The organism is Bradyrhizobium sp. AUGA SZCCT0105 (genome assembly GCF_018129565.1).
Taxonomy (GTDB): domain Bacteria; phylum Pseudomonadota; class Alphaproteobacteria; order Rhizobiales; family Xanthobacteraceae; genus Bradyrhizobium.
This window is the reverse complement of record NZ_JAFCMK010000001.1, coordinates 528136-544035: the sequence shown is the minus strand read 5'-3', so window position 1 is coordinate 544035 and position 15900 is coordinate 528136. Positions and strand designations below refer to the sequence as shown.

Annotated in this window: 23 protein-coding genes; 10 read left to right on the top strand and 13 right to left on the bottom strand. The window is 64.2% G+C overall.

The window, feature by feature from the left end; translation table 11 throughout:
* Nucleotides 1–31: 31 nt before the first annotated feature.
* The 3 genes from JQ573_RS02515 to JQ573_RS02505 form a co-directional block, all read right to left on the bottom strand.
* Nucleotides 32–718 (bottom strand): substrate-binding domain-containing protein, encoded by a 687-nt coding sequence (locus tag JQ573_RS02515; RefSeq protein WP_212317629.1) that lies wholly within the window; start codon nt 716–718, stop codon nt 32–34.
* Nucleotides 719–723: 5 nt separating this feature from the next.
* Nucleotides 724–1428 carry a hypothetical protein gene (locus JQ573_RS02510; protein WP_212317631.1) on the bottom strand — a complete coding sequence of 235 codons (705 nt, stop codon included), beginning with the start codon at nt 1426–1428 and terminating at the stop codon, nt 724–726.
* Between the two features lie 196 nt (nt 1429–1624).
* Entirely contained in the window at nt 1625–2659 is a 1035-nt protein-coding gene (locus JQ573_RS02505; RefSeq protein ID WP_024581543.1) for a glutamine synthetase beta-grasp domain-containing protein, read from the bottom strand.
* 541 nt (nt 2660–3200) lie between these two features.
* Here JQ573_RS02505 and JQ573_RS02500 point away from each other — a divergent pair.
* Nucleotides 3201–3401 carry a DUF2735 domain-containing protein gene (locus JQ573_RS02500; protein WP_212317633.1) on the top strand — a complete coding sequence of 67 codons (201 nt, stop codon included), beginning with the start codon at nt 3201–3203 and terminating at the stop codon, nt 3399–3401.
* A gap of 90 nt (nt 3402–3491) precedes the next feature.
* Here the strand turns inward: JQ573_RS02500 and JQ573_RS02495 are convergent, their stop codons facing one another.
* Nucleotides 3492–3803, bottom strand: a complete 312-nt coding sequence (locus JQ573_RS02495; RefSeq protein WP_212317635.1) for an MliC family protein — start codon at nt 3801–3803, stop codon at nt 3492–3494.
* A gap of 128 nt (nt 3804–3931) precedes the next feature.
* Here JQ573_RS02495 and JQ573_RS02490 point away from each other — a divergent pair, with 128 nt between their 5' ends.
* Nucleotides 3932–4675 (top strand): tyrosine-protein phosphatase, encoded by a 744-nt coding sequence (locus JQ573_RS02490; protein ID WP_212317637.1) that lies wholly within the window; start codon nt 3932–3934, stop codon nt 4673–4675.
* A gap of 72 nt (nt 4676–4747) precedes the next feature.
* Here the strand turns inward: JQ573_RS02490 and JQ573_RS02485 are convergent, their stop codons facing one another.
* Both JQ573_RS02485 and JQ573_RS02480 read right to left on the bottom strand, forming a co-directional pair.
* A complete protein-coding gene (locus tag JQ573_RS02485) occupies nt 4748–4954 on the bottom strand; it encodes a hypothetical protein (protein WP_038375209.1) in 207 nt (68 codons plus the stop codon).
* 120 nt (nt 4955–5074) lie between these two features.
* Nucleotides 5075–5764 carry an SGNH/GDSL hydrolase family protein gene (locus JQ573_RS02480; protein WP_212317639.1) on the bottom strand — a complete coding sequence of 230 codons (690 nt, stop codon included), beginning with the start codon at nt 5762–5764 and terminating at the stop codon, nt 5075–5077.
* A 124-nt stretch (nt 5765–5888) separates the two neighbouring features.
* Between JQ573_RS02480 and fabG the strand changes: the two genes are divergently transcribed.
* Entirely contained in the window at nt 5889–6569 is a 681-nt protein-coding gene (fabG, locus tag JQ573_RS02475; RefSeq protein ID WP_212317641.1) for a 3-oxoacyl-ACP reductase FabG, read from the top strand.
* On the opposite strand, the gene JQ573_RS02470 is transcribed toward fabG, so the two are convergent.
* The gene (locus tag JQ573_RS02470; protein ID WP_249131189.1) at nt 6566–6967 is read right to left on the bottom strand and encodes a GrlR family regulatory protein; all 402 of its coding nucleotides are present in this window, start codon (nt 6965–6967) and stop codon (nt 6566–6568) included. The genes fabG and JQ573_RS02470 overlap by 4 nt on opposite strands.
* A 79-nt stretch (nt 6968–7046) precedes the next feature.
* Between JQ573_RS02470 and JQ573_RS02465 the strand changes: the two genes are divergently transcribed.
* From JQ573_RS02465 to JQ573_RS02455, 3 genes are all read left to right on the top strand, one after another.
* Nucleotides 7047–7730, top strand: coding sequence for a DUF2161 domain-containing phosphodiesterase (locus JQ573_RS02465; protein ID WP_212317645.1), 684 nt, complete (start codon nt 7047–7049; stop codon nt 7728–7730).
* Between the two features lie 16 nt (nt 7731–7746).
* Nucleotides 7747–8046, top strand: coding sequence for a putative quinol monooxygenase (locus JQ573_RS02460; RefSeq protein WP_212317647.1), 300 nt, complete (start codon nt 7747–7749; stop codon nt 8044–8046).
* 89 nt (nt 8047–8135) lie between these two features.
* On the top strand, nt 8136–8444 hold the full coding sequence (locus JQ573_RS02455) for a hypothetical protein (RefSeq protein ID WP_050401418.1): 309 nt from the start codon (nt 8136–8138) through the stop codon (nt 8442–8444).
* Nucleotides 8445–8580: 136 nt separating this feature from the next.
* Here the strand turns inward: JQ573_RS02455 and JQ573_RS02450 are convergent, their stop codons facing one another.
* The gene (locus JQ573_RS02450) at nt 8581–9204 is read right to left on the bottom strand and encodes a GNAT family N-acetyltransferase (protein WP_212317649.1); all 624 of its coding nucleotides are present in this window, start codon (nt 9202–9204) and stop codon (nt 8581–8583) included.
* A gap of 139 nt (nt 9205–9343) precedes the next feature.
* Complete coding sequence (locus JQ573_RS02445) at nt 9344–9742, bottom strand: PaaI family thioesterase (RefSeq protein ID WP_212317651.1); 399 nt, start codon at nt 9740–9742, stop codon at nt 9344–9346.
* A 182-nt stretch (nt 9743–9924) separates the two neighbouring features.
* Between JQ573_RS02445 and JQ573_RS02440 the strand changes: the two genes are divergently transcribed.
* Nucleotides 9925–10713, top strand: a complete 789-nt coding sequence (locus JQ573_RS02440; RefSeq protein WP_212317653.1) for a cobalamin-binding protein — start codon at nt 9925–9927, stop codon at nt 10711–10713.
* 106 nt (nt 10714–10819) lie between these two features.
* On the opposite strand, the gene JQ573_RS02435 is transcribed toward JQ573_RS02440, so the two are convergent.
* On the bottom strand, nt 10820–12097 hold the full coding sequence (locus JQ573_RS02435) for an ArgE/DapE family deacylase (RefSeq protein WP_212317655.1): 1278 nt from the start codon (nt 12095–12097) through the stop codon (nt 10820–10822).
* A 55-nt stretch (nt 12098–12152) separates the two neighbouring features.
* On the bottom strand, nt 12153–12845 hold the full coding sequence (locus tag JQ573_RS02430) for a pyridoxamine 5'-phosphate oxidase family protein (RefSeq protein WP_249131188.1): 693 nt from the start codon (nt 12843–12845) through the stop codon (nt 12153–12155).
* A gap of 106 nt (nt 12846–12951) precedes the next feature.
* Here JQ573_RS02430 and JQ573_RS02425 point away from each other — a divergent pair, with 106 nt between their 5' ends.
* The 3 genes from JQ573_RS02425 to JQ573_RS02415 all read left to right on the top strand — a co-directional run bounded on the left by JQ573_RS02425 (nt 12952) and on the right by JQ573_RS02415 (nt 15017).
* Entirely contained in the window at nt 12952–14466 is a 1515-nt protein-coding gene (locus JQ573_RS02425; protein ID WP_212317659.1) for a PLP-dependent aminotransferase family protein, read from the top strand.
* A 147-nt stretch (nt 14467–14613) separates the two neighbouring features.
* A complete protein-coding gene (locus tag JQ573_RS02420; RefSeq protein WP_165445530.1) occupies nt 14614–14763 on the top strand; it encodes a hypothetical protein in 150 nt (49 codons plus the stop codon).
* 11 nt (nt 14764–14774) lie between these two features.
* Entirely contained in the window at nt 14775–15017 is a 243-nt protein-coding gene (locus tag JQ573_RS02415; RefSeq protein ID WP_249131187.1) for a DUF6719 family protein, read from the top strand.
* Between the two features lie 55 nt (nt 15018–15072).
* On the opposite strand, the gene JQ573_RS02410 is transcribed toward JQ573_RS02415, so the two are convergent.
* Nucleotides 15073–15468: a hypothetical protein gene (locus JQ573_RS02410; RefSeq protein ID WP_212317663.1), complete on the bottom strand. Its 396-nt coding sequence runs from the start codon at nt 15466–15468 to the stop codon at nt 15073–15075.
* Nucleotides 15469–15507: 39 nt separating this feature from the next.
* Nucleotides 15508–15666: a hypothetical protein gene (locus tag JQ573_RS02405; protein ID WP_021079698.1), complete on the bottom strand. Its 159-nt coding sequence runs from the start codon at nt 15664–15666 to the stop codon at nt 15508–15510.
* Between the last annotated feature and the right edge of the window lie 234 nt (nt 15667–15900).

Below are 15900 nucleotides of genomic sequence, written 5' to 3'. Positions count from 1 at the left end.
ACCGGCAGGTTGCGTCTCGGTGTGGACAAATTCAAGACTCGAGCCCGGTCTCGCGCAGCACCGGCGCGACCTCGGCCGACGCCAGGTACCGCAGCAGATGATCGGCGGCCGCTGCGCGTCGTGAGTCGACCATGCGGCCCGCGGAAAACACCGCCGGCGTCTGCAAGCCTAAGGGGATTGGCCCGACGATTTCGATGCCATCGATCTGCATCAACTCGCTGATCTGCTGGATCGCAAGATCGGCTTCGCCGCTGACGAGCTGTTCCGCGGTGAAGCCTGCCGGAATGACCACCGCACGGGCGTTGATCGCCTCGGCAATGCCGAGACGCGCGATCAGCTGCGCGAACAGGATACCGCTGGCGCCGAGCCGCGAATAGGCCACCGCCCGCGCGCCGAGCAGCGCCGCACGCAATGCGGCTTCGCTCGCGATGTCGGGATGCGCAGCGCCCGCCCTCACGGCGACGCCGACATAGGAGCGTGCGAGATCGACAACACTTTCCCGCGCAACGCAGCCCTCGCCGGTCATCTGGTCGAGGCCTTCGCGGGTCAGGATCACGAGGTCGGCGGCCTCGCCGCCGCGCAGGCGTTCGAGCAGCGCCAGCGTCGGCGCGAAGTCGGCATCGATCCGCACACCACTTGTGGCCTGGTAAGCCGCGGCAAGGCGCGCGACCGCGCCCTTCAGCGCCAGCGTCGAGAGCACGCGAACCGAATTGTCCATCCCGCTTACGCCCGCCGCATCAGCTTGAGCGCGGCTTTGAGGCGAAGGCTGCGCTTGCCGGCGAGCGCCGTCGCTTCGAGCACGGCGCCTTCCGCGTCGCAGGTGCCGGCAAAGCCGATGCCGACCTCATGGCCGCCGAAGACCGGGTTCTCGCCCATCGCCGAGGTGTGCTCCTGATTGAGGATCTGCCCCTTCCAGCGGCCTTTCTCGGAGGTGTAGGTGCCGAGATAATAGAAGAACGCATCGCCGCCAAGGATGCGGCCGTTGTTCAGCAGCATCACGCCGGTGAGGCTGCCGTCGACACCGTCGAGCAGCTGGATGTGGATCGAATAGAGCCCGTTGATGATGCCGCCCTCGCCGACCCCGCCTGCGATCGGGACCTCGTCCTCGGTGATCGGCGTCATCACCGACTGGAACGGCACGCCGGGTAATTCCTTCAGCTCGCCCTTGAAGCGGTAGAGCTCGCCATCGGGCCCGCCCCTGGCGATGAGCGTCGCGTCATCGGTGCCGGCCATCGCGCGGTAGTTCGGATCGGGGTTATGGCGGACGGTCTGGATCTCGACCGCGACCTCGTCGCCGGCTTTCTGGTAGGTGCCGATATGGGCGAAGGCCGAGTTGCCGCCGAGCATCTTGCCGTCGCCGACATACATCACGCTGCGGCCAGCAGCGCCGCCCAACTCGAACCGGACCTTGTAAAACCCTTCAAACAAGCGCCGTGTCCCCGGCAGCCAAGATACAACCGTTGTCTAGCGCGGTTCATAACGCAGTGAAACCGCTTTCGGCGGCAAGCCCGCCGCAAAGACTGTCGTTAAAAAGCAAAGGTCCGCCAAGGCAGTCGCCCTGGCGGACCCGATTGCGGTACCGGATGGCTCCATCCGGGTCCGACAGCTGCTTAGGCCGCAGCCATTAAGCCGCAGCCTTGGCGCCGGTCGGAACCTCGGAGATCGTCTTCAGGATCTGCGAAGCGATCTGGTAGGGGTCGCCTTGCGAGTTCGGACGGCGGTCTTCCAGATAGCCCTTGTAGCCATTGTTGACGAAGGAGTGCGGCACGCGGATCGAGGCACCACGGTCAGCCACGCCATAGCTGAACTTGTTCCACGGCGCGGTCTCATGCTTGCCGGTCAGACGCTTGTCGTTGTCCGGCCCGTAGACGGCGATGTGATCCATCAGGTTCTTGTCGAAGGCCTTCATCAGGCTCTCGAAGTACTCCTTGCCGCCGACTTCGCGCATGTACTTGGTCGAGAAGTTGGCGTGCATGCCCGAGCCGTTCCAGTCGGTGTCGCCGAGCGGCTTGCAATGGAATTCGATATCGATGCCGTAGCTCTCGGTGAGGCGCAGCATCAGATAGCGGGCCATCCACATCTGGTCAGCGGCGGTCTTGGAGCCCTTGCCGAAGATCTGGAATTCCCACTGGCCCTTCGCCACTTCGGCGTTGATGCCTTCGTGGTTGATGCCGGCGGCGAGGCAGAGATTGAGATGCTCTTCGACGATCTTGCGGGCAACGCTGCCGACGTTCTTGTAGCCGACGCCGGTGTAGTACGGGCCCTGGGGCGCCGGATAACCCTCTTCCGGGAAGCCGAGCGGACGGCCGTCCTTGTAGAAGAAGTACTCCTGCTCAAAGCCGAACCAGGCGCCTTCGTCATCCAGAACGGTGGCGCGCTTGTTCGAGACATGCGGCGTCTTGCCGTCGGGCATCATGACTTCGCACATCACCAGCACGCCGTTCTCGCGCGCGGCGTCGGGATAGCAGGCGACCGGCTTCAGCACGCAGTCAGAGCTGTGGCCTTCAGCCTGCTGGGTGGACGAACCGTCAAAGCCCCACAGCGGGAGCTGTTCGAGGGTCGGGAACGACGCGAATTCCTTGATCTGCGTCTTACCGCGCAGGCTCGGCGTCGGCGTATATCCGTCGAGCCAGATATACTCGAGCTTGTACTTGGTCATTGAACCTCTCTGTTGATGATGCAAAACCGTGAGGAACCGAAAGCCAGTCGGCCGCCGCACGCGTACCCGGCCACCATCGGCCGGCTCTTACTAAGCAATTAAAATGCCAGTCGCTGCACTGCGGCACCCGCCGGGCCCGCGGATGTCCACAGCGGACATCGCATTTTTAGCTGCGACAAAGCAGCGCAGCTGGCATGCGTCGCGGCCAGCCAAAATCTTCTCCCAGCGCCGTCCGCCGCTCGTTTCTGCAGCAAATTCAGCTACGGCGTCCGCCGCCGATTAATGCAGCGGCAGAGCCATGTGACAGTTCGTGTCCAACCATCGGGCGCCGAGCAACCATCGGCTCGGCCCAAGCGTTGGTCAGCTGCATCCTGCCTCGCAGGATGCAAACCGGGATTTGCACACGAATTAGACAGAGAATGACTGTTTCTTGGTCAACTTGCACCCTGTCGGACCCAGGCCGATATCAAAATGACGGTAACGACACACGAATGAGTCGGGCGCACCATGGAGGCTCGCTCCGGCCATAGGAGACTTTGACATGATTACGACGGGCCAAAATCAGGGATCGGCAACGATCTATCAATTCCCGGCTGGGGGCCGCGCGGCTCTCGGCGGACGCCGCTACGGCGAGATGCGGACGGTACGCGAGCTGGCCGCTGAGGTCGCGACCTCGGCCTGCAGCGAGAGCTGGTACCATCAGGCGGCCATCGACGATGCCAAACCGAGCCGCGATCACTGATGCCGACGCAACGCAAAGGCGTGGCGCAAAAACGTCAGACAGCAGCAGGGCAATAGGAAAGGGTCGGAACGAAGCGTTTCGGCCCTTTTTTCATGCCTGCTCGCAAGCCGTCACCGGCCGCTTCGCATGCCGGAGCCTGGTCAATCCGGCCCGCGTGATCTCAAGCGTGACCCCGCCGCCTCTGTAGCGCGTGCCCGTCAGCGACAGACGCTTCGTCAGTGTCACCGCCTTGCCGTCGAGTTGCAGATGCGCGCGGGTGTCCCCGTCGAAGAACGCGGCAATGAACTGCGTGCCGTCGGCACAATGATAATTCCGGAAGGCTGACTGCGCCGGCGCTGCCGAGGAACCAAAAATCTCGAAAAGAATTGCGCCGACGAGAATGGCGCCTCCGCGATAAGTCATATTCTCCCCCCGAGAGGCCGGTTATAGACCTGTCTGCGCCCATACTCCTGCGCCAGGATTTCTGTGCCAGGGATTCGTGCGCCAAGATTCCTGCGCCAAGAGCTCATCAGCTGCAACAGGCCCGCCCGATGTCAGAAGTCCCTGCCCGTCACCTCAACCTCGCCGGCGCCAGCAATTTTCGCGACCTTGGCGGCTACCAGACGCGTGACGGCCGGACGGTGCGCTGGCGGCAGATCTTCCGCTCCAACCATCTGGCGCATCTCACCGAGCACGACGTCACCGTGGTGCGCGGCCTCGGCGTCAAGAGCGCATTCGATTTCCGCGGCGTCGCCGAGCGCGCCGAGGCGCTGTGCAGCATGACTGATGTCACCGTGCATTCGCTTCCGGTCGAGCCGACGGTGGTTGCTTCGCTGCGCGCGATCGCCAGCCAACGTCAGCTCCTGGAAGCCGACGCGATCGATGTGATGCGGGGTTCCTACCGCGGCTATGTGCAGGACAACACGCCGCGCTATCGCACGCTGTTCGCCCATCTGCTCGAGGACCGCGCCCCGCTGGTGATCCACTGCACCGCCGGCAAGGATCGCACCGGCTTTGCCTGCGCGCTGATCCTGCACGCGCTCGGCGTGTCCGATCAGGTGATCGCGGACGACTATCTCCTGACCAACCAGTTCTACAAGCGCGACCCGGCCCACAGCACCGAGCTGCCCGATGACGTCAAGCAGGTGCTCGGCACCGTACGCGCGGCGTTTCTGGAGGCGGCGTTCGAGGCGATCGATGCCGACTATGGCGGCCTCGACGGCTATTTCCGCGAAGGCCTCGGGCTCGGCCAGGCCGAGCGCAAGGCGCTTGAAGGCCGCTATTTGCAGGCCTGATCAATTTACGCGAGAGCGTTATCGAGTGGACACCGGTTCGCGTGAAGAAAACGCAGCCAAACTGAAAAAAGCTCAGGCCGCCGCGGCCTCGAGCTCAAGCTCCGCATCGAGGTCGGCAATCACATCCTCGAACGCCGAGATCGCCTGCTGGATCGCCGCGATCTGCATCAATTCCCAGCTGCCCACCGGTCCGTTGCGGTTTTGCAGCGCCACCACGAGATCGCGCCGCTGCTCCTTAAGCTGAACGAGCGGTAAACCGTGATCCGGAAGATTTCCCATTCGAATAACCCCTACCTTGGCTGGAGTTCCGCTTCTAAGGAAAGGATTCTGAAAACGACTTACGGAAGTGCCGCAAATTTTATCCAACCGGCCCACCTCCGTAGTCTTACGTAGTCAGCGCTACGTGATCGCCTCCGGCTTCAAAGCCTCGTCGATCGCGCCGAACAGCGACTGGGTCACGCAATTGGTCGCCCATTCGCTGGTGTGAAGTTGGCCGCCATCGTCGAGCTCGCCAAGCGGAATCCCGGCATCGGCCCAACGCTTCATCAGCGCGAACCGACTGAACAGATTGACGCCCTTGCTTGACGTGACTTCCGCGATCATCGGCATGATCACATTGGCGAGATTGAGCGCAGCGTCCGTTCCGACGATCGCCTGCGTGTACTGGGAATCCATCACGACCACGTCGAGCGGCTGCGCGGCGAGCACGTCGAGCCCGGCCTCCAGCGTGGCGCGCACCTCGGCCGGATTGTAGCTCTTGTAGACGGCGTTGGTGCCGACCTGCCAGATCACCAGCACCGGCGCCTCGGTCGTGACGTCGGACTCGATGCGCGAATATTCCTCCGGCGCCTCCTGGCCGCCGATCCCGCGGTTGATCACATCGATCATCCGGCCGAAGAAGCGTTGCCGCAGCAGCATTTCGAGCCGCGGCGGGTATGGCAGGATGTTGTCTGCGCCCGCCGTCGACGACGATCCGAGCGCCACCACCTTGATCTTGCGCTGATGTCTGAGCGCTTCCGCGAAGTGCGGCAGCCGATGTCCGAACTTGACGAGTTCGAGATGGGTTTCGCACGGCCTTGGTGTCGGCATCGCAAACATCCTTGAGGCGAATAAATTGATTAATGCGCGCAGTAGGAGACGAAATTGGCGGCATTGCAAATGAAATCCGCCTGATCATAGTGGGTAGCAACCTGTTGCTGATACGGAGACCGCCATGAACGGAAAAGCCATCGTCATCACCGGCGCGCTCGGCGCGCTTGGCAAGGTGGTCGCCGAAGAAGCCCTGGCGCGCGGCGCGCGCGTTGCCGGCATCGATCATGCGGCCTCGCAGCTTGCCGCGACGGCCGATCGTATCGAGCTCGGCGGCGTCGACCTCACCGACACCGCGCAGGCGACGGCTGCGATCGACAAGGCGGCGGCGCATTTCGGCCGGCTCGACGGGCTGATCAATATCGCAGGCGGCTTTACCTTCGAGGCGGTGAGCGACGGCGATCCCGCGACCTGGCAGCGCATGTACGCGATGAACGTGATGACCGCCTTCAATACGTCGCATGCGGCGATCCCGCATCTCACCAAATCCGGCGCCGGACGCATCATCAATATCGGTGCGCTCGGCGCACTGCAGGCGGCGTCCGGGATGGGCCCCTACGCTGCGTCAAAGGCCGGCGTGCACCGCCTCACCGAGTCGCTCGCCGCCGAACTCAAGGGCAAGGTCACGGTCAATGCCGTGCTGCCCTCGATCATCGACACCGCCGCCAATCGCGCCGCGATGCCGAAGGCCGACATTTCGAAATGGGTGACGCCAAAGGAACTCGCCGACGTGATCCTGTTCCTCGCCAGCGACGCCGCAAGCGCCGTCACCGGCGCGTTGCTGCCGGTGAATGGGCGGGTTTAGTCAGCAACCAGCAGCCGCAGCTTCGACCTGAAGCGGATGCTCTGCTTGCCGGCCAGCGCCATGCCGTTGCCCTCGGCGGTCTCGTCGGTGTAGGTGCCGGTAAAACCGATGGTGACCACCTTGCGTTCCCACACCGGGCGCTCGCCATAGGTCGGCGAATGCTCCTCGTTGGTGACCTCGCCCTTCCACTTGCCGTCGGCCGCGGTGTAGCTGCCATGGGCGAAGAAGAACGAGTCACCGCCGCGCATCTGGCCGTCGCGCAGCACCATGACGCCCTGGTTGCCGCCAGAGACTCCATCGAGAAATTCGACGGTGATGTGATAGAGGCCGTTCCGGATCATGTAATGGTCGCGCCCTGTCCCGGCCCAATAATAGCCGCCTGGCTGCGCTTTGGGCAAATTCCATCCGCCTCAGTGGGTGCAATTCCGCGCTATGCTGGCGCCTGAGTCGCGGCCGGATGCCGCAGGAGCCTGCCTGTTGGAAACCGCGCTTTATCTGCCCGTCAAACACTTCCTCGAAAAGCTCGGCTTCACGGTGAAGGGCGAGATCGGCGGCTGCGACCTCGTGGCGCTGAGCGGCGGCGATCCACCTGTCGTCGTGGTCGGTGAGTTGAAGCTCGCCTTCAATCTCGAACTGATCCTGCAGGCGGTCGATCGCGCCGGCGCCGCCGACGAGGTGTGGATCGCGGCCAAGGTTTCGGCCCGCGGCAAGGGCCGCGAGAGCGACGCGCGGTATCGCAATCTGTGCCGGCGGCTCGGCTTCGGCATGCTCGGCGTCACCGACCGCGGCGACGTCGAGGTGCTGGTGCCGCCGCCGACTGCGGCACCGCGCCGCAATCCGAAGAAGCGCTCGCGCCTGATCTCCGAGCACCGGAAGCGCAAGGGCGATCCAGCCACGGGCGGATCGACGCGCGCGCCGATCATGACCGCCTACCGGCAGCAGGCGCTGGCCTGCGCCTGTGCGCTGTCCGATGGGCCCCGGCGGGTGCGCGACCTCCGCGCCGAGATTCCCGACGCCGGCAAGATCCTGCAGCATAATGTCTACGGCTGGTTCGATCGCGCGGAGCGCGGCATCTATGTGTTGACCGATGCCGGCCGTGCCGCGCTGAAGCGCTGGCCGCAGCAACCGATCAATGCGTCAGGGGCGGAAGCCGCCCCGTAACGGACTGGGGGAGATCATGATTGTCGTCACCGGCAGCGTCACCGCCCGCCTCGACTCGTTCGACGAGGTGCGGCGGTTGAGCCTCGAACATGTCCATCGCTCGCGCACCGAGCCCGGCTGCATCTCCCACGCGGTCCAGGTCGACTGCGAGAATCCGCTCAGGCTGGTATTTTTCGAGCAATGGGCCGACCGCGCCGCGCTGGCGGCGCATTTCGCGGTCCCTGCCTCACGCGATTTCGTCCGGTCCCTGCAATCCCTTGCGGCCGCGGCGACCACCATCGAACTTTATGACGCTCACAAGATTGAGAGACTCTAGCTGCATGGCTGGATTGCCATCTCATATTCATATTGCAATGCAACATTGGGGACCTTACGTATCTCCCGCGATTCAAAGATGAGGCGGCGATGAGCGGAGACTGGAACACCAAGTATGGCACCCGGCGCGTGCGGCATGATCCGCCGACGCTGGAGGAGGCAATCTTCGCCGCCATCGGCATCACCGATGACGTGGAGGCCCAGGCCGAGATCGCGTCGTCGCTGATGGGGCTGCCCTATGAAGAGGTGCTGGCCGAGGTGAAGAAGACCGCGCGCGTCAGCGCCCGCACCGGTACGGCAACCCGCGTGATCGCCGGCGAACAGGGCGCGCAGCGCTCGGTCGTGGTCGAGCGCCGCGTGGTCCGCCGTCTCGCGCCCGCCAAGCGCACCGGCACCTGAACAACGACATCCGGCGAGTTAAAGAAAAAGGGCAATCCGCTGAGCGGATTGCCCTTTTTGCGTCTGATCCGAGACTCTTATTGGACGCGTTTCCTTCACGCGAACCGGTGTCCACTTCGCTTGGAAACGCTATCGGTCAAGCTGCCCGGCCCCAGCCGGACATCTGCATCACCATTCGCCAATAGGCGCGGTTCATGTCGACGATCGCGCGCGCGGCCTCGACCGGCGTAACCGGTGCAGCGGCCGGCGCCGGTTCAGGCTGGTTCCGCTCGGTCAGATCGATGCTGCCGGTGGATTCACCGTGACGGAAGGTCAGCTGCGCACCGAACTTGGTGGCGAGCGCACGCATCGCGTCGTTCTGCGCGCCCGTGGTGATGCGCAGGCTGCTGTAGCCATTGGCATGCGCCTCAGCGATCAGCTTGCGGAACAGGGTGCTGCCGACGCCCTTGCGCCGCACCGACCGCTCCACACTGAAGGCGATTTCCGGCTGCACATCCGGTGACTGCTCCGGCGGATGCAGTTCGGCCGCGCCGCGGACCACGCCATCCTCGAAATAGGCAATGATGACCGTGCCGTCGTTGGCGCAACGCTCGGCATAGCGGCGGATGAAACTGTCGTCGATGAAGCCATGAAAACGATCATGGCGGCTGGTACGGTCCAGTCGCAACAGGTGATCGCGCAGCAGAGGAAGCTCCTCCTGCTGGCTCAACGTCCGCACGGTGCCCTTGGCGGACGTCGGACGGATGGAATCATAGTTCATTTCATAACTCCTCTTGGTAGCCCTCGAGGAGGCGTCGAGTCCCTAGCACCCCAGTATTGTGCATCGCAGCATATAATTCAAGTACTGAGATTCATTTAAATAAACAATGATGTGATCGGAAAATCATATCATCACCTCATCATAATACCAGCTGAGTTTGAGTGACCACCGCGACCAGCTTGCCGTCCTCGGTCTCCAGCCTGGTCTGCCAGACCTGGGTTCGCCGGCCCCGATGGACCGGCGTCGCCGTTGCGATCACGGTGGTCCCCTCCTTGGCCCCGCCGATGAAGTTGGTCTTGCTCTCCAGCGTCGTGGTGCCCTTGGCGTCCTCAGGCAGGTTGATCACGGTGGCGGCGGCGCCGACCGAGTCGGCGAAGGCCATCACCGCGCCGCCGTGGATGGTGTTGCGGAGGGTACAGAGGTCCGGCCGCACCAGCATTTTCGCAACCACGCGATCCGGGCCGGCCTCGGTGAAGGTGACGCCCTTCAGTTCCGCAAACGGCATCTTCATGGACTGGATCTTTTCGAGCGGCGTCATCACGTTCCTCCGGTTTTTCTGGCGTCACACGCGGGCTTGACCCGCGTATCCATCGTCCTCGCGAGAAGCTTCCTCTGCATGATGGATTGCCGGGTCAAGCCCGGCAATGACGTGCGAGGTAATGGAACGGATGACGTCATGGCCGCCGTGACAATCCTTGGCGAGTCTGCATACCGTCCGCGATGCGTGACTTCCCTTCCTGCCGGATCGTCTGCCTGACCGAAGAGACGGTCGAGACGCTGTATCTGCTCGGCGAGCAGGACCGCATCGTCGGCGTCTCCGGCTATGCGGTGCGGCCACCGCAGGTCCGCCGCGAGAAGCCGCGTGTGTCGGCGTTCATCTCCGCCGACATCCCAAAGATCCTGGCACTCGATCCCGATCTGGTGCTCGCCTTCTCCGATCTGCAGGCCGACATCGTCGCCGATCTCGTGCGTGCCGGTGTCGCCGTCCATGTCTTCAACCAGCGCGACGTCGCCGGGATCCTTGCGATGATCCGCACTTTGGGTGCGATGGTCGGTGCCGCCGAGCGCGCCGGGCAACTCGCGCAAGGCCTCGAACAACGGCTGGCCGCTATCGCGGCAGCGCCGCGTCCGGCCCCGCGGCCAAGAGTCTATTTCGAGGAATGGGACGATCCGCTGATCAGCGGCATCGGCTGGGTGTCCGAACTGATCGAGATAGCCGGCGGCGAGGACGCGCTGCCGCATCTGCGGGTGCACCAGGCGGCCAAGGATCGCATCGTCACGCCCGACGCCGTGCGCGCGGCGATGCCCGACGTCATCCTGGCCTCCTGGTGCGGCAAGAGGGTCGTGCCCGACCGCATCCGCAAGCGCTGTGGCTGGAGCGACATCCCAGCGGTGCGCGACAACCGCATCGTCGAGATCAAGTCGCCGATTATCCTGCAGCCCGGCCCCGCCGCACTGACCGACGGGCTCGATGCGATCGTCAAGGCGTTATGGGCGGGGCGCGCATAGGACAACTGCGCCGTCATTGCGAGCGAAGCGAAGCAATCCATGTCACCGCTTGCCGCGAAATGGATTGCTTCGTCGCTTCGCTCCTCGCAATGACGGAGAGGCTACCCTACGCCTTCTCCACTCCGCACCATTCCGCGATGAACAGCGCGATGGCCTTGGTTGACTTCCGCAGCGAGTCCAATTCGACGTATTCGTTGAAGCCGTGCATCGCCGCGCCACTGGCGCCGAAGCAGAGGCTCGGGATGTCGTAGTTCAGGCCGTAGAAGCGCGTGTCGGTCAGCGCGGTGAAGGCGCGGTCTTCCACCGCCCCGCCATAGACCGCCTGATGCGCCATGGCGAAGGCCGCTTCCGGCGCTTCGGAGTTCACCAGTTCGTAGCCTTCCGACAGGAATCCCGACCATTCCACCTGCGGCGGATTGTTGGAGAGGAAGCGGTGATCGCGCGCCGCGGCCAACACGCAGGCCAGAATCTCCTTCTGGCACTCGGCGATCGACCAGCCCGGCAGCACCGCGATGCGGCAGTCGACATCGCACCAGGCCGGCACGCTGGAGGCCCAGTCACCGCCCTTGATGATGCCCGGATTGAAGTTGATCGGATGATTGACGTTCTTGAAATGACGATCGGCCTTGGCGCGCTCGTTCCAGGCGATCTCGAGCTTCTCCAGCGCATGCACCAGGTGATACGCCGCCATGATCGCGTTCGAGCCGGCGCCGGCCTCGAACACATGCACCGGGAAGCCGCGTACCTTCAGGCGGAACCAGATCACGCCGACCTGCGAGCGGATCATCTTGCCGTTGGTCGGCTCCGGGATGAAGCAGGCATCGGCGCGGTAGCCGCGCTGCAAAGTCGAGAGCGCGCCGACACCGGTGCTCTCCTCCTCGATCACAGACTGGAAGTGAATCCGCGCCGTCGGCTTCAGGCCGGCCTGCTTGATCGCATCCAGCGCGTAGAGCGCAGCGATGGTGCCGGACTTCATGTCGCAGGCGCCGCGGCCATACATCCTGCCGTCCTTGATGACGGGCGAGAACGGCGGCGTCTCCCACATCTCGAGCGGACCGGTCGGCACCACGTCGCAGTGGCCCTGCAGGATCAGCGATTTGCCGGCATTGGTGGCCGGGCGGTAGGTGCCGACCACCGTGCGCGCCTTGGAGAAATCATGCTCGATCGGGCCGAAGCCGCGCAAATCCTTCAGCTCGTCGAGATTGATGTGCCAGTCGTCGACCTCATAGCCGCGCTCGCGCAGGAGATCGCCGATCATGTCCTGGCACGGCCCCTCGGCGCCGCGGGTCGAGGGGATCGCGACAAGGGCCTGCGTCGTCGCAAGCTGCGCATCGAATCCCTCGTCTACGGCAGCAAGGATTCGTTGTTGCGTCTCGGCAGTCATTCGGCAGCTCCATGGGGGACATCAGAAAGGGCGGGAGCCGCACCGTAACCCGATTTCACCCCTCCTTGTATTGCGCAAAATAAGCATCCCGCAATGCATCTTCGAGCAGACGGCCTTCCGAATAGCCATCGAGCGTCGCAGGCCGCGTCACGCCGTCGAGCAGCCGCGGACACGGCTCGGGCGCGCCGAGCACGGTGCGCACCGGAATGCGCTCGGCGTAGATCGGCAACTCGTAATCCTCGTCGTCGTCGGCGACGCCCTTGGCGCGCACCTTTGCCGAGGCCTCCTCGATCTCCATCGCGATGAACGAGGTCGCCTTGATCTCCTGCTTGTTGCTGGCGCGCAGGCTTGCGGTGCGCTCGGGAAAGAAGCGGTCGACCATCGCAACGATCGCGCGCTCCTTCTCTTCCGGATCGGTGACGAGATGGGCGGTGCCGAACGCCATCACCGCGCGATAGTCGGCCGAATGGTTGAAGCCGCAGCGCGCCAGCACCAGGCTGTCGAGATGGGCGACCGTCAGGCACACCCGCTGCCCTTCCGACTGGTTCTCCAGCATCCGGCTCGCGCTGGAGCCGTGCCAATAGAGCTTGGTGCCCTCGCGCCAGAAGAAGGTCGGCGTGCAATAGGGCTGTCCGTCGATCACGTAGGAGACGTGGCACAGCATCGAGGCGTCCAGGATCTTGTGCACGGTAGCGTGGTCGTAGAAGCCGCGGTCATGGCGACGCTTGACCCGGTTGCGGGACGACATGGGGTAGGACGGAGTGGACGCGCCTTCGGTCACTGCAGTGCCTTTCGAAATCTGGAATCTGTCCAGAGTTGTAGCGGCCCATTTGGTCTGCGATAGTGCCAATTCTATGCGAAAAATTCCGACCAATTCCCGCAAGCCCGCGGCGCGCAAGCCCGAGCTGCCGCTCGACCTCACCGGCCCGCACGTGACGGCAGCAGCGGCCTCGCAGCAGCGGCTCTATCAGGCGCTGTGCCACACGATCGTCGGCGGCCTCGTCAAGCCAGGCGAGCCGCTGCCGCCGTCGCGCGCCCTCGCCAAGCAGACCGGCTTCCGCCGCAACGCGGTCACCACGGCCTATGAGCGGCTGATCGCCGACGGCTTCGCGGTCGCAATCACCGGCTCCGGCACCTTCGTCGCGGCGCGCATTCCGGCCCAGGCCACAGCGCCGCGACGCGCGAAGATCGAGATCGAGCCGCCGCAGCACAATGCGCTGTCGCTCGGCTGCACCCATATCGATGACCGCGCGCTGCAGCGCTTCCGCGCCTTTGCCGGCCGCCGGCTGCGCGCCTTCGGCTCCGAGCATCTGCATTACGGCGATCCCCGCGGCAGCAGCGAGTTGCGCGCCGCGATCTCGGACCATCTGCTGTCGGCGCGCGGGCTGCGCTGCGATCCCGACCAGATCATGCTGGCCTCGGGCACGCTGCATGCGCTGCGCATCGTGCTCGGGGCAATCCTCAAGCCCGGCGATCAGGTGTGGTGCGAGGACCCCGGCTATCCGGCGGCTCGGCGCGCGATCGAGCATTGCGGCTATCGCCCGGTCTCGGTGCCGGTCGATGGCTCGGGCATGCGCGTCGACAAGGGACGCTTATCCGCTCCCGCGGCGCGCGCCGCCTATGTCACGCCATCGCACCAGTTTCCACTCGGCGTGCAGATGGCGATGCCGCGCCGGCTCGAGCTGCTCGACTGGGCCCGCGATGCCGGCGCCTTCGTGTTCGAAGACGATTACGACAGCGAGTTCCGCTATGACGGCGCGCCGCTGCTGTCGCTCGCCGGCATCGATCATCTGCGCCGCGTGATCTACATGGGGACGTTTGCAAAGACGCTGTTTCCGGGATTGCGGATCGGTTACTGCGCCCTGCCCGAAGCCTTGATCGGTCCGGTGACGGCGGCGCGCGCCGCGCTCGATCGCTTTCCCGGCACCCTGATGGAAGGCGCGGTCGCCGACATGCTGAACTCCGGCGCCTTCGCTGCGAACCTGCGCAAATCGCGAAAACTCTATCGCGAGGCGCGCGACGTGCTGGCGTCGACACTCACCCGCGCATCCGAGGGCGAGCTCACGGTTCCCGTGCCGTCGCAGGGCCTGCATCTGGTGGCGCGGCTCGATCCCGCGACCGATCCGTTGGTTGCCGCGCAGGCCAAAGCGGCTGGCGGCGTCGGTGGCTGGCTGCTCGCCGAGACCTATCATCGTGCACGCCCACTACCCGGCTTCGTGCTGGGATTCTCCGGTCATCCGGTTCCGCAACTGGTCGCGTCGGCGGAACAATTGGCGAAGACAACGCTGACTGCGCTACGCGCAACGCGCAAGATATCGGTGAAGCCATCCGCCGGGCCGCAGCGCTCTAGGAGAATCGCAACCACCTGACTATGGTCGCCCGCGTTCAGTCAGAGCCTTTTCCGTTCCGATGGAATCGGAACGGGGCTCTGGATTCTCGTTTTGACGCGTTTTCTTCACGCGAAGCGGTATCCACTTCGCTCGAAAGCGCTTTGTGTCCGCTTACGGAGATACCGGATGCCCAATCGCAACGTCCTGTATCTCGTGATCGGCGCGCTGGTCGTGATCGCAGGAATGCTCGGCTACAATCTGTATCAGGCAAAGAAGCAGCCCGAAGGCCTGCAGATCAATGTCGGCCCCGACGGGGTCAAGATTCAGAACAAGTGAAGGAGGCTGCGATGCCGCGCATTGGATTGGTCGCGCTGGTCAGCGCCGCGGCATTTCCCGCGATCATTCAGTCCGCTTCCGCACAGACCGTCATGCGCGAGGCTGACATCGTCGACCTCCGGGTCGGTCAGCGCGTCCTGGTCGATGACGGCTCCTGCCCGGCCGGGCAGATCAAGCAGGTGATCGGTGCCAGGCTGAGCCAGAACGGTGTGGTGCGGACCCAAAGCTGCGTGCCGCGCCTCGCCAAAAAGTAAAGCGCCCCGCTGTCGCGAGGCGCCTCGTCCATCATTGCATTCGGCAACACGCCGCTCAGTTCGAGATCGGCTCGAACATGCATTGCAGCGTCGGCTTGGCGATCTTGGTGAAGGTCGGGCCAATCTCGTTTTGCTTGGACGGCGGCACCCAATCGGTCTCGATGGTCGGCACGCCGGTCTCGCTGATGCCACGTAGCAGCGCCTGGCGCAGATCGGGATCGTCCACCGTGGCGGCAGCATGGTCGTGGAGGCAACCGCACACGGCCTCCGGATGCGCCCAGCGCCCGAGCATATGCGGCGCGCACTGGCGTACGAACTCGTCGCGCGGTTCGGGCACCCGGTACAGCGACCGGATCTGTATCGAGTCGAGCGGAAGTTGGGATTGGGCTTGCGCGGAACCTACGAGGGCGAGCGATGCCAGGATCGCGGCGAAACAGATACGGAGCAACATGGGGAGCCTTTACCGGCAGTTCTGTTTGTCGCGTCGCGCTCAGTTGGCCTGCGCCACCACCATCGGGGCCGAGGTGACCACCGGCGAGCCGTTGTAGGAGAAGGTGCCGATGCCGGGCAAACCATTGTCCGGGGTACCAGCCATCGACGAACCGGCCATCACGAAAGCGAAGGCGAGGATCAGGCTCATGGTCCGCATCTGACAGTCTCCGTCATTCCTGTTCGGCGTCCGGCGCCGTTGTGTTGACGGTTTGATAACGATCTGCGGTTTCGGGAGTTCTGCGGAACAAGCTGAAAATGGTTTCGTCGGCCGGAGAATTGTTTCGTCGGCCGGCAGCCCACGAAACATTAGCCGGAAAACACCAATGTTTTCAGTGAGAGCACGCCGCCGGTAAGCTGTTCAAGATTTCGCGCGCCGAGTACCGCCCGGCGT

Bases quoted from the DNA above. Each gene is read 5' to 3' on its own strand.
- JQ573_RS02515 (WP_212317629.1), bottom strand. From the start codon at position 718: ATGGACAATTCGGTTCGCGTGCTCTCGACGCTGGCGCTGAAGGGCGCG.
- JQ573_RS02505 (WP_024581543.1), bottom strand. From the start codon at position 2,659: ATGACCAAGTACAAGCTCGAGTATATCTGGCTCGACGGATATACGCCG.
- JQ573_RS02500 (WP_212317633.1), top strand. From the start codon at position 3,201: ATGATTACGACGGGCCAAAATCAGGGATCGGCAACGATCTATCAATTC.
- JQ573_RS02495 (WP_212317635.1), bottom strand. From the start codon at position 3,803: ATGACTTATCGCGGAGGCGCCATTCTCGTCGGCGCAATTCTTTTCGAG.
- JQ573_RS02490 (WP_212317637.1), top strand. From the start codon at position 3,932: ATGTCAGAAGTCCCTGCCCGTCACCTCAACCTCGCCGGCGCCAGCAAT.
- JQ573_RS02485 (WP_038375209.1), bottom strand. From the start codon at position 4,954: ATGGGAAATCTTCCGGATCACGGTTTACCGCTCGTTCAGCTTAAGGAG.
- JQ573_RS02480 (WP_212317639.1), bottom strand. From the start codon at position 5,764: ATGCCGACACCAAGGCCGTGCGAAACCCATCTCGAACTCGTCAAGTTC.
- fabG (WP_212317641.1), top strand. From the start codon at position 5,889: ATGAACGGAAAAGCCATCGTCATCACCGGCGCGCTCGGCGCGCTTGGC.
- JQ573_RS02460 (WP_212317647.1), top strand. From the start codon at position 7,747: ATGATTGTCGTCACCGGCAGCGTCACCGCCCGCCTCGACTCGTTCGAC.
- JQ573_RS02455 (WP_050401418.1), top strand. From the start codon at position 8,136: ATGAGCGGAGACTGGAACACCAAGTATGGCACCCGGCGCGTGCGGCAT.
- JQ573_RS02450 (WP_212317649.1), bottom strand. From the start codon at position 9,204: ATGAACTATGATTCCATCCGTCCGACGTCCGCCAAGGGCACCGTGCGG.
- JQ573_RS02445 (WP_212317651.1), bottom strand. From the start codon at position 9,742: ATGACGCCGCTCGAAAAGATCCAGTCCATGAAGATGCCGTTTGCGGAA.
- JQ573_RS02440 (WP_212317653.1), top strand. From the start codon at position 9,925: ATGCGTGACTTCCCTTCCTGCCGGATCGTCTGCCTGACCGAAGAGACG.
- JQ573_RS02435 (WP_212317655.1), bottom strand. From the start codon at position 12,097: ATGACTGCCGAGACGCAACAACGAATCCTTGCTGCCGTAGACGAGGGA.
- JQ573_RS02430 (WP_249131188.1), bottom strand. From the start codon at position 12,845: ATGTCGTCCCGCAACCGGGTCAAGCGTCGCCATGACCGCGGCTTCTAC.
- JQ573_RS02425 (WP_212317659.1), top strand. From the start codon at position 12,952: ATGCGAAAAATTCCGACCAATTCCCGCAAGCCCGCGGCGCGCAAGCCC.
- JQ573_RS02420 (WP_165445530.1), top strand. From the start codon at position 14,614: ATGCCCAATCGCAACGTCCTGTATCTCGTGATCGGCGCGCTGGTCGTG.
- JQ573_RS02415 (WP_249131187.1), top strand. From the start codon at position 14,775: ATGCCGCGCATTGGATTGGTCGCGCTGGTCAGCGCCGCGGCATTTCCC.
- JQ573_RS02410 (WP_212317663.1), bottom strand. From the start codon at position 15,468: ATGTTGCTCCGTATCTGTTTCGCCGCGATCCTGGCATCGCTCGCCCTC.
- JQ573_RS02405 (WP_021079698.1), bottom strand. From the start codon at position 15,666: ATGCGGACCATGAGCCTGATCCTCGCCTTCGCTTTCGTGATGGCCGGT.